At 38.9% G+C, this 14,033-nt stretch carries 13 protein-coding genes; 6 read left to right on the plus strand and 7 right to left on the minus strand.

The window, feature by feature from the left end; translation table 11 throughout:
* Nucleotides 1–166: 166 nt before the first annotated feature.
* Both B9T28_RS00110 and ptsP read left to right on the plus strand, forming a co-directional pair.
* Nucleotides 167–670: an RNA pyrophosphohydrolase gene (locus B9T28_RS00110; protein ID WP_086202532.1), complete on the plus strand. Its 504-nt coding sequence runs from the start codon at nt 167–169 to the stop codon at nt 668–670.
* Between the two features lie 69 nt (nt 671–739).
* Nucleotides 740–3,034 (plus strand): phosphoenolpyruvate--protein phosphotransferase, encoded by a 2,295-nt coding sequence (ptsP, locus tag B9T28_RS00115; RefSeq protein ID WP_086201955.1) that lies wholly within the window; start codon nt 740–742, stop codon nt 3,032–3,034.
* Nucleotides 3,035–3,055: 21 nt separating this feature from the next.
* Here ptsP and B9T28_RS00120 read toward each other — a convergent pair whose 3' ends face one another.
* The gene (locus tag B9T28_RS00120) at nt 3,056–3,244 is read right to left on the minus strand and encodes a DUF7230 family protein (protein WP_086201956.1); all 189 of its coding nucleotides are present in this window, start codon (nt 3,242–3,244) and stop codon (nt 3,056–3,058) included.
* A gap of 213 nt (nt 3,245–3,457) precedes the next feature.
* Nucleotides 3,458–5,113 (minus strand): acyl-CoA dehydrogenase family protein, encoded by a 1,656-nt coding sequence (locus B9T28_RS00125; protein ID WP_086202533.1) that lies wholly within the window; start codon nt 5,111–5,113, stop codon nt 3,458–3,460.
* 90 nt (nt 5,114–5,203) lie between these two features.
* Between B9T28_RS00125 and B9T28_RS00130 the strand changes: the two genes are divergently transcribed.
* Together B9T28_RS00130 and B9T28_RS00135 are read left to right on the plus strand one after the other, a co-directional pair.
* Nucleotides 5,204–5,845 carry a TetR/AcrR family transcriptional regulator gene (locus tag B9T28_RS00130; RefSeq protein ID WP_086201957.1) on the plus strand — a complete coding sequence of 214 codons (642 nt, stop codon included), beginning with the start codon at nt 5,204–5,206 and terminating at the stop codon, nt 5,843–5,845.
* A gap of 201 nt (nt 5,846–6,046) precedes the next feature.
* A complete protein-coding gene (locus B9T28_RS00135) occupies nt 6,047–7,567 on the plus strand; it encodes a catalase (protein WP_086201958.1) in 1,521 nt (506 codons plus the stop codon).
* Between the two features lie 89 nt (nt 7,568–7,656).
* Here B9T28_RS00135 and B9T28_RS00140 read toward each other — a convergent pair whose 3' ends face one another.
* Genes B9T28_RS00140 through B9T28_RS00150 form a run of 3 tightly spaced genes read right to left on the minus strand, consistent with a single transcriptional unit; the run spans nt 7,657 to nt 10,328 of the window.
* Nucleotides 7,657–8,229: a hypothetical protein gene (locus B9T28_RS00140; protein ID WP_086201959.1), complete on the minus strand. Its 573-nt coding sequence runs from the start codon at nt 8,227–8,229 to the stop codon at nt 7,657–7,659.
* 33 nt (nt 8,230–8,262) lie between these two features.
* Nucleotides 8,263–9,387, minus strand: coding sequence for an MBL fold metallo-hydrolase (locus B9T28_RS00145; RefSeq protein WP_086201960.1), 1,125 nt, complete (start codon nt 9,385–9,387; stop codon nt 8,263–8,265).
* On the minus strand, nt 9,387–10,328 hold the full coding sequence (locus B9T28_RS00150; RefSeq protein WP_086201961.1) for a cation diffusion facilitator family transporter: 942 nt from the start codon (nt 10,326–10,328) through the stop codon (nt 9,387–9,389). Before B9T28_RS00150 ends, B9T28_RS00145 begins: the two co-directional genes overlap by 1 nt.
* A gap of 127 nt (nt 10,329–10,455) precedes the next feature.
* Between B9T28_RS00150 and B9T28_RS00155 the strand changes: the two genes are divergently transcribed.
* Both B9T28_RS00155 and B9T28_RS00160 read left to right on the plus strand, forming a co-directional pair.
* Entirely contained in the window at nt 10,456–10,956 is a 501-nt protein-coding gene (locus tag B9T28_RS00155) for a GNAT family N-acetyltransferase (protein ID WP_086201962.1), read from the plus strand.
* Nucleotides 10,957–11,324: 368 nt separating this feature from the next.
* The gene (locus tag B9T28_RS00160; RefSeq protein ID WP_086201963.1) at nt 11,325–12,002 is read left to right on the plus strand and encodes a DUF1345 domain-containing protein; all 678 of its coding nucleotides are present in this window, start codon (nt 11,325–11,327) and stop codon (nt 12,000–12,002) included.
* Between the two features lie 73 nt (nt 12,003–12,075).
* Here the strand turns inward: B9T28_RS00160 and B9T28_RS00165 are convergent, their stop codons facing one another.
* Nucleotides 12,076–12,744 carry an HAD-IA family hydrolase gene (locus tag B9T28_RS00165; RefSeq protein ID WP_086202534.1) on the minus strand — a complete coding sequence of 223 codons (669 nt, stop codon included), beginning with the start codon at nt 12,742–12,744 and terminating at the stop codon, nt 12,076–12,078.
* 184 nt (nt 12,745–12,928) lie between these two features.
* A complete protein-coding gene (locus B9T28_RS00170) occupies nt 12,929–13,864 on the minus strand; it encodes an RluA family pseudouridine synthase (protein ID WP_086201964.1) in 936 nt (311 codons plus the stop codon).
* Nucleotides 13,865–14,033: the final 169 nt, after the last annotated feature.

Here is a 14,033-nt window from a genome sequence, read left to right on the forward strand (position 1 = left end):
TGAAATTTAAGAAAAAAATTGTAAATCTATCTCCGCTTGTCGATAGAAATTCGTTAAGATCATAGCAATTTTAAAACTTTTTACTTTGATCTTAATTCGAGCTGGGCTAAGAGTGACTGTCCCCGAATTCAAAGTCAACGATATTGATAATATTTTAGGTAGCCAAATGATCGATTCAGAAGGTTTCCGACCCAACGTCGGGATCATTTTGGCAAATGATAATGGACAGGTTTTATGGGCAAAACGCATTGGACACAATGCATGGCAATTTCCTCAAGGGGGCATCCAGTTTGGAGAAACCCCTGAGCAAGCACTGTATAGAGAACTCCGAGAAGAAGTTGGACTCTTAGCAGAACATGTCAAAATAATTGCACAAACCAAAGGTTGGCTACATTATCGTTTGCCACTTCGATACATTCGGTCTGATTCAGATCCGATTTGTATTGGACAAAAGCAAAAATGGTTTTTATTAAAGCTCGTCGGTTCAACCAAGAATATTCAGTTGAACTTATCTGATCCACCAGAGTTTGATCAATGGCAATGGGTCAGTTATTGGTATCCACTTGGACAAGTCGTAAATTTCAAACGCGACGTTTATCGGGCTGCCATGTTGGAATTGTGTATGCATTTACCACAACAATTGCCTGAAAACTCATCAAAATGTGAATGATTTTTCAAAATAGTACTGTTATAAATAATGTTCCAACCTTGTCATTAATATAAATAGGAGTGCAGATTCATGTCGAACATGCAACTAGACACCTTAAGACGTATTGTCCAAGAGATTAATTCGTCCGTCAGTTTGCATGATTCATTAGAGATTATGGTCAACCAAGTCTCTGAAGCTATGCATGTCGATGTCTGCTCTATTTATTTATTAGATGAACGTAATCAACGTTATGTACTCATGGCAACCAAGGGCTTAAATCCTGAATCTGTTGGTACGGTTTCTTTACAACTGGGCGAAGGTCTTGTTGGCTTAGTTGGACAACGCGAAGAAATTGTTAACTTAGATAATGCCTTTAAACATGAACGCTTTGCTTACTTCCCTGAAACGGGTGAGGAAATCTACAACTCATTCCTCGGCGTACCTGTCATGTATCGCCGAAAAGTGATGGGGGTGCTTGTTGTGCAAAACACTGAACCACAAGATTTTAGTGAAGCAGCAGAGTCTTTCTTAGTCACGCTTTGTGCTCAGCTATCTGGCGTCATTGCACATGCGCATGCCGTCGGAAACATTGATGTGTTCCGTAAGCCAAGCACTTCTCCTAACTATAAAACCTTCCAAGGCTCATCTGGTGCAGGCGGAATTGCTTTAGGTCGCGCCTTCATTCTCTATCCTCCAGCAGATTTGGCTGCCGTGCCTGATCGTGAAGTGGATGACATTAGTGAAGAGTTAGAATTACTTGACCAGGCTGTTGAATCTGTTCGAAATGAAATTCAATCGCTTGATGACAAAATGCAAGATTCGCTCATGTCAGAAGAGCGTGCACTGTTTAGTGTGTTCCTCCGAATGCTGGATGAAAATGCCCTACCAGCTGAAATTAAAGAATTAATTCGTGATGGTAATTGGGCACAAGGTTCAGTCAGACGCGTCATTGACCGTCATATTGCACTTTTTGCGCAAATGGAAGATGACTATTTACGTGAACGTGTTTCTGACCTGAAAGATCTTGGACGTCGTATCTTAGCTTCTTTACAAGAAGGTGATACCAGCCATAAAGAACTGAGCGCCGATAGTATTCTCATTGGCGAAGAAATCAGTACCGCTGCTTTGGTGGAACTACCCGTTGATAAAATCGCTGCGATTGTCACTTCTGAGGGTGCAGCCAATTCACATATGGTGATTGTAGCTCGCGCACTTGGAATTCCAACTGTGGTGGGTGTGACTGAACTTCCAGTGAATACACTGGATGATGCGGAAATGATTGTCGATGCCTACCAAGGTCGTGTATTTATCAATCCACCTCGCCGTTTACGTCAACGCTATAAAGAGATTCAAAAAGAAGAAGAACAAATCGCCAAAGACTTAAAACAATATGAAACCAAAGAATCGATTACACCAGATGGTGTTGTGGTTAAACTTTACGTCAATACTGGCTTAATGATTGATGTCGTTCGTGGCATACAACGTGGTGCAAAAGGCGTAGGCTTATATCGCTCTGAAATTCCATTTATGTTACGAGATCGCTTTCCTGGTGAAGAAGAACAACGTGCCATCTATCGCCAACAGCTCAGCCACTTTGCCAATAAACCTGTGGTCATGCGTACCCTAGATATTGGTGCAGATAAAGACCTACCTTATTTTGCCATTGAAGAAGAAAACTCTGCTCTCGGATGGCGTGGTATTCGCTTTACCCTCGATCATCCTGAAATTTTTTCTTCGCAAATTCGAGCGATGCTCAAAGCTAGTATTGGACTAAATAACTTACATATTTTACTGCCGATGGTCTCAAGCATTAGTGAGGTTGAAGAAGCGCTGTACTTATTAGAGCGTGACTGGATTGCTGTACAAGAAGAAGAACAAGTTAAAATTAACAAACCTAAAATCGGCATTATGGTCGAAGTGCCTAGCGTACTACTACAAATTCGTGAGTTTGCCGAATTGGTCGATTTTTTCTCGGTCGGATCGAATGACTTAATTCAATATTTATTGGCAGTCGATCGAAATAATCCACGCGTATCCAATGTATATTCTCACTTCCATCCGGCAGTATTAAGAGCTTTAACCCGCTTGGTACAAGAATGTCATAAGTATGAAAAACCGATTAGTATTTGTGGTGAAATGGCGGGAGATCCACTGTCAGCAATTCTGTTGATGGCTATGGGTTTTAATACGTTATCGATGAGCTCAAGTAATATTTTAAGAGTCCGTAAAGCGATTTGTCATGTACCAATGACAGATGCACAAAAGTTATTGGCAGAAGTGGTTGAAATGAGTAATCCACTGATGGTGAAAAGTTGGATGGAATACTATTTTAAACATCATGGTTTAGCAGATATGGTGAAATCCAATCGAATCGTGAATATGTAAAATTAAATTCTAAACAAAGACCTAAGCAAAAATTAAAGCGTATAAAAAAGGGCGATAATCTTCGGAATATCGCCCTTTTTTATGTTTGTCATAACCACGTTTTGCATTTTTCTTTCGATCTACAAACACTTGGCTTTTATTGACTTCATGCATGTGTTTTGCTACAAAATTATTCATTACTATTTCTAACTTTTGCTGCCGTTTCGCCATCTTATTCACCTTTAGACGTACATTTTCATTGCCACATGATGACTCATGTAGCAATGAAATATGAGGCTTTTTTGCATCAATTTCAAGTAAAATTCTATGACTGACATTGTATCAATTCAGTATTTAGTAAAATCACTCATTAGATACTCATCCAACTTAGCCTTTGCTTTGCATTGAACATTATAAAGTCGCGATGCTAGCAAAATCTCTAAATCAAGTTGCCAAAGCCCGTGCTAATAGTTTTTCAACATCCACGTGCTTAGGATCCAGCATTCCCACTACACGCCCATAGAACTCACTATAACGGGATTGAATAAAAGCATCACTGACAAAGGTTGGTGCATATTGTTTTAATAAAACAGCCTGCGCCAAGATCACTAAGCGGCTGACTAAACTCCGTGCCATAAATTGCATGTCATCTGAATTTAAACTGCTGAATAGTTTAAATAATGCCTGTAGTTCATTCTGTAACACAGGGCTATCCACAGTAACTGCAGCAAATGATTTAAACAGAATCTCTATCGAATCACCATCACGCTGAATCGCACGCAGTACATCCAAACACATGACATTGCCTGAACCTTCCCAAATAGTATTGACAGGTGCTTCTTTGAATATTCGCGCCATAATACTGGTATCGACATAACCATTGCCGCCGAAAACCTCCATGGCTTCGCCAGTCAGCTCTACAGTCCGTTTGCAAATCCAAAATTTAGCGGCTGGGGTCATAATTCGTTTCCATGCCTGAGCAAGTTCATCTTCTACTTCATAACAATGTGCCAGATGAAAATTCAATTGCATTGCAGCTTCAGTTTCCAAAGCTAAATCCACAAGTACGGCTTGCATTAACGGTTGTTCAGCCAAATACTTACCAAAGGCCTTACGCTGACGCGTGTAGGCAATACATTGCACTAAAGCCTGACGTAACATAGCACTTGACCCGACAGAACAGGTTAATCGCGTATAGTTTGCCATTTCAATAATAGTCGGAATACCACGCCCTGCTTCACCAATCAGGATGCCCCAGGCATCTTTAAATTCAACTTCAGAACTTGAATTACTTCTATTCCCGACCTTGTCTTTCAAACGCTGTATATGGACATTATTTTTACGACCATCATCTAACCAACGCGGTACATAAAAACACGCTAAACCATCTTGCTCCGTTTGAGCTACCACTAAATGTGCATCTGACATTGGTGCGGAAAAAAACCATTTATGTCCAGTAATGAAATATTCTTGGCCGCGACCTGACGCTGTAATCGGGCGTGCAAACGTTTGATTGGCTCGAACATCCGATCCACCCTGCTTTTCAGTCATACCCATGCCCAGCCAAATTGACTTTTTCTGACTGATGGGAACATCACGTTCATCATATTCTGTGGCTAGTAATTTTGAACCAATCTTTGCCCATAATTCAGGTTCACTTTGAATTAAAGGAATACTGCCCAAAGTCATCGCATTAGGACATAAATTGCCGCACTCCACCTGACCACTTAAGAAAAATCGTGCTGCCCAATCAACCCATACTGATTGAGATTGGGGCGCTAAAAATGGATATGCATGTACAGTATATTGCCGATTTAATCGCATCCATTGATGCCAAGCAGGGTGAAATTCAAGAACATCAATACGGCGACCACGTGCATCAAAGCTATGTAATTCAGGAGTATGTCGATTGGCTAATTCCGCATATTCATAATATTCAGATGAGCCGACCACATTTGCAAATTGACTTAGCATTCGCTGATCTTGACTGGCATAGCGTGTCAAAATTTCTTGTAAAACTTGATCGCTATCAAACAAATTATAATTTTTTAATTCATCAATTTGATTCGAAATTTGATGTGTTGCCCACATATTTTGCATATTCATTTTGAATTCCTATCCAGTCTTGTTCTTTTGCCCTTTTCAATTCAGTATAGAAGAAAATTGAACAACGGATGTTCGGATTCAACTATGCCTTTATCTCACATTAAAGTTCGTCGAAAACCACAACAATCACGAGCAAGAATGACTCAGGACGCTTTAATTGAAAGTTTTGTTCGGCTTTTACATGAGAAAGACAGTACTGAAATCACCATACGAGAGATTACCGATATCGCTGGAGTGGGTTTAGGCACGTTTTACGAGTATTTCAGTAAAAAAGAAGACTTAATTGCACTGACGATTCATCAGTATGTCAAAGGCAATGCCAACAACCTTAAGCAGCAAGCGACGTTATGGATGACGAATGCCAATCCATCACCGATCAATAAAGAGCAACTACATACGTTCATTGAATATTTACTGCAAATTCAAATCTCGAACATTCAATCTGAACAAAAAATTTGGGCTAAACTTTTTCTACTTGAACGACAGATTTCCAGCCCCGAAGCGTATCAAAAACATTATGAATTGATGATCCAATCGTGGACTCAAGCTTTGTCTTGTTTTATTCACACGACCGATCCCCATTTAAGTTTAAATATCCACCGAATCAGTTATGGATTTATTTCACAAACCCTTTTAGTTGATCCTGATTTTCAAGATTGGAAAGTTTTATATCAAGACATGATTAAGATCATTCCATTCTTTACCACACAAACAGCAACCACATAAGCCATTAAAAAATAGAATGGCATACATAACGACATCAACTTTCAAATTCTTTTAATCAGTTTTAATGCTCTATTGAACTTCACTGTTGCGCTGTAAAGTGAATTAACAAAACGGCTAATGTCATATTATAAAAGTCGTGTTAACTCTATTAAAGAAACTGCTTTTGATAACTGATGTGACAATAAAAAATGGAGAAGTAGAATGAGTCAAGATCCAAAAAAATGTCCTATGACCCACCTGACGACTGATTTTGGTGCCCCCGTGGTAGACAACCAAAATAGTTTAACGGCAGGCACACGAGGTCCTTTACTTGCTCAAGATTTATGGCTCAATGAGAAATTGGCTAATTTTGTTCGTGAAGTTATTCCTGAACGCCGTATGCATGCCAAAGGCTCGGGGGCTTTTGGTACTTTTACTGTAACGCACGACATTGTGAAATATACCCGCGCGAAAATTTTCTCCGAAGTTGGGAAAAAAACTGAAATGTTTGCCCGCTTTACCACCGTTGCAGGTGAACGTGGTGCGGCTGATGCTGAACGAGATATCCGTGGGTTTGCTTTAAAGTTTTATACTGAAGAAGGCAACTGGGATATGGTCGGTAATAACACGCCCGTTTTCTTCTTGCGTGATCCACGTAAGTTCCCCGATTTAAACAAAGCAGTCAAACGCGATCCTAAAACTAATTTACGTAGTGCAACCAATAACTGGGATTTCTGGACGCTTCTACCCGAAGCATTACACCAAGTCACCATCGTCATGTCTGACCGTGGCATTCCAAAATCATTTCGGCATATGCATGGTTTTAGCAGCCATACCTACAGCTTTATCAATGCGGCGAATGAGCGCTTTTGGGTGAAATTCCATTTTCGCACGCAGCAAGGGATTGAGAATATCACCGATGCTGAAGCTGAAGCAGTGGTGGCTAAAGACCGTGAAAGCAATCAACGCGATCTATTCAATGCCATAGATCGTGGTGATTTTCCAAAATGGAAAATGTATGTACAAATCATGCCTGAAACGGATGCAGAAAAAGTTCCCTATCACCCCTTTGATTTAACCAAAGTTTGGCCACATGGGGACTACCCTCTGATTGAGGTGGGTGAATTCGAACTAAATAAAAATCCTGAAAACTTCTATCTTGATGTTGAACAATCTGCATTTGCACCGAGTAATTTAGTGCCAGGTATTAGCGTTTCCCCAGACCGAATGTTACAGGCACGTTTATTTAACTATGCCGATGCACAGCGTTATCGTCTTGGAACAAACTATCAGCAAATTCCAGTGAATGCTGCACGTTGTCCTGTTCATTCTAATCATCGCGATGGTATTGGCCGCTCAGATGACAACTATGGTGGGTTACCCCATTATGAACCGAATAGTTTCCATCAGTGGCAAGAACAAGCGCAGTTTAAGGAACCGCCGTTAAAAATTAATGGTGATGCCGATTATTGGGATTATCGTCAAGATGATGCAAATTACTTTAGCCAACCCCGTGCATTATTCCAATTGATGAAACCGCAACAGCAACAAGCTTTATTTAATAATACAGCCGCTGCAATGGGAGATGCTTTGGACTTCATCAAATACCGTCATATTCGTAACTGTTATGCCTGTGACCCTGCTTATGGCGAAGGTGTAGCCAAAGCTTTAGGGATGACGGTTGCTGATGCTCAAGCTGCTCGGGCAACAGATCCTGCTCAAGGTCATCCTAGCTTACTTTAAAACTTAAACAGGCTAAATAAAAACCACCTTAAGGTGGTTTTTTTAACTTTCAATTAAATCGTTATATTGAAGCAAGTTGCTAAACCTCATTACTGCCAAGCTTTAGCAAAATCATCTCGACTTTGACATAGCTTGGTAAAAACAGGCAGTTCCTCTCCAGCGTTGTTAAAAGTTTGAGCTTGCCGATAATGATCAACATTCTTGACGATCGTATAGTTTTGATCATCTTTACTTTGAAACTGCTCTAAGAGAGTAAAGCTCTGATCTTTACACAAGACTTGATAATAATTAATGTGCTGTTGTCTTTTCTTCTGATCAATACGCTTAATCCAAGCCCCAACATATTGAATACCATCATTAACTGTCATGGTACTTTCAAGAAATCGTGCATTAGCATTACTATAAATAAATTGCCACACATCCCCTGCTTCTAAAGCATACTTTTCATTGAGTGGCTTAATTCCTTTGCTATAATCAGACGAAGAAACCACATCTGCTGCATCGCTAACAACTATTTCACAATAACCTACACAATCAACAGCTACATCCTGAAAATTTACACGTCCTGCTGCATCATCCATCACAGTCGTTGTTATTGATTTTGCATCTACAGTTGCAATCATCAAACTCATCAATAGGCTTGTTACTATTGTTTTTTTCATGCTTTTATCTCTAGTTTAGATGTACCACCCGTCCTAAACAATCAATTTACGGCCTTCTCGAATACAATAAAACGGATTCATTAACTTCGACGAATTTTTCATGGTTTTGTGTAAGTCGAGCTCAGGCTGTTCGCGACTTTCATCAGTCAGTTGGAAGGTACGATAATGAATTGCCAATGAACGCTTTGCGTGTAAATCTAAATGCGCTTGAAACGCATCTTGCGGATTCATATGCATATAACGCATCAATGCTCTAGGTTCATAGGCACCGATTGGGATAAGTGCAATACGTGGTGGACCGAAACGCTTATGAATCTCTTTAAAATGTGGTGAATAGCCGGTATCGCCTGCAAAAAACAAATGACCTTGTGGTGATAAAATTGAAAAACCGCCCCACAATGCTGCATTTTGATCACGTAAACCACGACCTGAACCATGTTGTGCAGGTGTATAAACAATTTTTAAATCTTTCAAAAATACCGATTGCCACCAATCCATTTCAATGACATGAAACTCTTTGGGTAAATAATAACGATTACCTAAACCCGTATAAATAGGCATCGCAAATTTATTATATAGCCATCTGAGTGAAGCCAAATCCATGTGATCATAATGGTTATGACTCAACAAAACGGCATGGATTTGCGGCAAATCTTCCAAAGCGATTCCGGCAGGAATCACACGCTTCGGACCACGTCCTTGCTTGGGACTGACATGTTCTGCCCAGACGGGATCAGTTAAAAAATTATACGGACCAATTTGTATTAAAACAGTCGCATGACTCACAAACCATACTTGCCAATCGCTGCTATCCGCATGTGGACGATTTTGAGGTACAGCCATTTTAGTCGCATAAAAATCGGCAGATTCTTTGCTTGTATCAACATCCCAAGTATAGGATTTCCGCGTGCTCAACCACTTGACTAAATCCCAACGTCCTCGTCCTTCAGGTTTACGTATTTCATTAAAGAATTGCTCACCATTGTGATGATTAGATGCCATCGCTTTAACAACAGGTTTACACCAAGTATGAGATAAGCATTCCTCTACTTTTAAATGATAATGTAAATGTGATCGATCATTTGCTTTTATTTGCTGAACTTTAGACTTTTCAATATTCTGTTCTTCAGCACGATCAATTTCAGTCTCTTTCGGCATTATAACTCTAAGCGTCCTTTCATTCTTTCGCTCCATACCTGTTGAGTTTGTGGTTTGATAAATAACGCCACAATTTCAGGATGAATTCTTTTAATTTCAGATTCTAGTCTATTTACACACAGTTCAATATCATCTGAGGTTAAATTATCTTTGAACTCCAAACTCAGAGATGCAATCACTTGATGTGCACCCATTTGCTCAGTCAACACGCCATTTGCAGATAATACAGCAGGGTCATTTTGAGCAATTGTTAACGCATTTTGACGCAATTGTGGATCAGCAGTTTCACCTAAAAGCAATCCTTTGGTTTCTCTCCCTAAGAGCAACGCTGAAATAGCCAGAACAACACCTATCAGCAACGATGCTACACCATCTAATATCGGCATATTCAATGCATGCGATAAATAAATACCGAGCAATGCAATACATAAACCAATTAATGCAGCAGAATCTTCAAACAATACCGTAAAGGTGGTCGGATCTTTACTCCGTCTAAAAGCTTCAAAATACCCCATTTCACCTTTGTCTTTCTTAAAGGACTTTAAGGCGACAAACCATGAGGTTCCCTCACATAATAAAGCAAATCCTAAAATCAGATAATTTAGTTCTGGTGATAATGTTGTTTCCGGTTGTCGAATATGTTGCACGCCCTGATAAATTGAAACCACAGCACCCAATGCAAAAACCATTAAAGAAACAATAAATGCCCAAAAATATAATTCACGGCCATAACCAAACGGATGTTTATAATCCGCAGCTTGTTGAGACTTTCGTAAACCATATAACAATAATATTTCATTCAATGTGTCTACCACCGAATGTACAGCTTCACTAAACATAGCGGAACTATTGGTGATATATGCTGCAATAAACTTAACCAAGGCAATAGCCAGATTGCCCAAAAGTGCTGCATATATGACAATTTTGTTTGAATCTGACATTTATTGTCCTATTTTTTTGGATCAAATACTTAAATTTGATTTTTACACGCATATTCATTCATATTAGCGAAACAGCATGTGATTTTTCTTTATTTTTTGTTGCTTTTCACAGTTGCGTGGGTCATTCATGAAATACATTCAAGCCAATATAAAAAACACCTTATCAGCACAACATGATCAGTTGCTCAATATTTGGGAAAAATCTATCCGTGCAACGCATGACTTCCTCAACGAACAACAAATTTTGCAAATCAAAGAACTCATTATCAAACATCATTATTTTGACCATGTCCAACTGTTTCATGTGGAACATGAGCAAAAAATTATCGGCTTTATTGGGCTGGCTTATGAGAAAATTGAGATGCTATTTATCGATCCACAATATTTCCATCGAGGCATTGAAGCGATATTTATCCAACATGCAGTGTCTTTAGGCATCAATGAAGTCGATGTAAGTGAGCAAAATACTAAAGCATTGGCTTTCTATCAAAAACACGGCTTTCATCAAATTGCTCGCTCCGAAATGGATGCAGAAGGCAATCCCTTTCCAATTCTACATTTAAGACGTAAATCAGAAGCGATGAATGATCTGGATTACCATCCAACAGAGTCAATACAGTATAAATAAATACGTGACAGTATAATAAATATGTATCAAGTTTTTAGAAATGATATCAATCCAGTGAATAAAGAAAAATAACTAGCTGATCATCTTTGCTGTCCATCAATGTTATATGAAAAAGTTTAAGCCTAAAGTAGGTACAATATAAAATTGGGATAATCATTCACACTGTGAAAGAATAAATATTTTCAATTCCCATAAATTCATTTCATCATTTTTTCAAAACAAAAACTCACACTCTTTTCAAACACTTTATATCGCTCAATCTCACTCTTTTTAGTCGTTCTACTACAGCCAAAATCGGATGAATCCTGTAAATTACCTTTCAGCTATTTGTAAATATTCATAACAAAAAGTAAAAAGTGGAGCGCATTATGCCAATACAAACTTTTCATCGTCTAAAAACTGGTATTCAATCTCGCCCCTTTTTCTTTATCACCTTTTTACTCACCGCTTTGCTTTATCTTATGATCAATATTTTTACGCATTGGCTCTGGTCTAGCATTCTTTTATTGAGTTGGAATATCGCAGTATTTTGTTATCTCATGATGACGATGCGGATATTATGGACCACCCATCATCAACACATCTTAAAACGGGCGCAGCAGCAAGATGCAAGTAAATGGCTTATTCTATTACTCGTCGTTCTCACTTTGGTCATGTGTTTTATTGCAATTTTAGTTGAAATTGCTCACTTGCCATCAGATCCAATACTTAGATTCAGCCATCTTAGCCTGTCCATCCTGACCATCATATTTGCATGGTTTTTTATGCATACCGTTTTTGCCATTCATTATGCCCATGATTTTTATTTGGCCATTGCCAACCATCAAGATGGTGGATTGGATTTCCCTAAAACGCCTGAACCAACTTATCCTGAATTTATCTATTTTAGTTATATCTGCGGAACATCTGCTCAAACCGCAGATGTTTCAGTGACCACTAGATCCATGCGAATTTTAAATACCGTACACATCCTACTGGCCTATGGATTCAATACTACGATTTTAGCGATTTGTATTAATGTCGCTGCAACCTTTATTATGACTTAGCCTCTAAATCACCATTTAAAAATAAAAAAGGAGCAATTCAAAATTACTCCCTTGTTATAAGATCAATATTAGATTAAATCGCTTCTCTCAACTGCACTTGCTGATTTAAAAAATCATGCAAACTCGACACATCATCCGCAATCATCAGTGGATTAAATTGTTGTAATACTTGTGGAGTATGTACACCATAACCCACACCGACGCTTGGCATCATAATATTCTGTGCCATTTCTAAATCATACGAAGTATCACCGACCATAATCGCCTGTTCTGCTTTAACCCCCGTAAATGCTAAGATTTCAGCAAGCATCAATGGATCTGGCTTCGATTTGGTTTCACTTGCCGCACGAGTAATCTCAAATAAATCATGACTATTGGTTTTATTTAGAACGCGATCTAAACCACGACGACTTTTACCCGTTGCCACCGCTAATTTAACACCCTGATTTTTTAAATCTGAGAGTAGCTCTGCCACACCATCAAACCACACATCATCTGTAGAATTTGCAACATAATGTTCTGCATAACATTCCAATAATGCTTGATGTAAGGTCGGTACTTGAGGAAAGAGTACTTGCATCACTTCTGGTAGACCTAAGCCAATAATACTTTTTGCTGCATCATGAGTTAAAGGTTGTTGAAACTGCTGTGCTGCAAATTGCAGACTTGCCACAATCTGCCCAACCGAATTAAATAACGTGCCATCCCAATCAAAAATGATCAACTCTACAGCTTTTTTCATCATATTCTCTCTAATATTGATGGATCTAGATTTGCACTATAAATACAAATATATAACTTCTTTTAAACTATATCCTAAAGACTTATCCGCAGAGGTGACACAAAGAAGGCCGTTGGACTCAACCATATAGATAAGGTGTCGTCCAACCAATGACTTCAATTACTTGGACAAAATGAAAAGCATGTTATTTAGATTGTGCTCGCAATTGCGCTACCAAATTTTGCATATCTTCAGGTAATGGAGCTTCAATCGTTGGATAACCAGGAATTTCTAAGCGCATTGCATGTAAACTTAAACGACGCGCAGCAGGTCCTTTATATTCAGTTGCATGACCATATTTGTCATCACCAATTAAAGGATGCCCAATACTTAAACCATGTACACGAATTTGATGTGTACGACCTGACAATGGCGAAGCATAAACTAAAGTTCCATGACGGAAACGCTCAGCAACATTCCACTGAGTTTTACTATCTTTACCTTCTTTTGACACACATACTCGACGTTCGCCATTGGCCAATTCATAACGATGTAAGGGGGCATCAATCAATTGTTTATCTAAACTCACTTGCCCTTTCACAATGGCAGCATAGGTTTTTTTAATTTTGTGTTCACGTAATAAATCTTGCAGGGTTTTTAAGGTGCTACGTTTTTTACTAATCATGACCAAACCTGAAGTATCACGATCAATACGATGAATCAATTCTAAATATTTTTTACCTGTTGCAGCACGTAACGCCTCAATCAAACCATAAGCCACACCACTACCACCATGTACAGCAATGCCAGAAGGCTTATTTACCACCATTAAACCTTCGTCTTCATAAACGACACGACTCAGTAAACTTGTAGCTACTTTATCTGACACAGGAGCCGCAGTTTCATCTTTGGGTTCATAACGAATCGGTGCAACACGAATTTGGTCAGCAAGTACTAGCTTAGTCTCAGCTTTGATCCGCTTTTTATTGACACGTATTTGTCCTTCTCGAATCAGACGATAAATGCGGCTTTTTGGCACACCTTTTAATCGACTAAAAAGAAAATTATCGATACGTTGACCCACTTGATGTTCATCCACTTCAAACCAAGTGACGTCTTGCCATTCTTGCGTAGAATTCATACAGTTACTAAGACCTAAAAAATACTAAATTTGATTAAAAAATGACCACTTAAGCTATACTTTTTATACAAAATAGCAGTATAGCCCATAGGCAGATGATCTAAGGTTTGCTATAGTCAGCGCACGGATACCACCGTAAGTGAAATTTATTTTAGGCATTTCAAAAACT

It is taken from the genome of Acinetobacter silvestris, from assembly GCF_002135235.1.
In the GTDB taxonomy this organism is placed as follows: domain Bacteria; phylum Pseudomonadota; class Gammaproteobacteria; order Pseudomonadales; family Moraxellaceae; genus Acinetobacter; species Acinetobacter silvestris.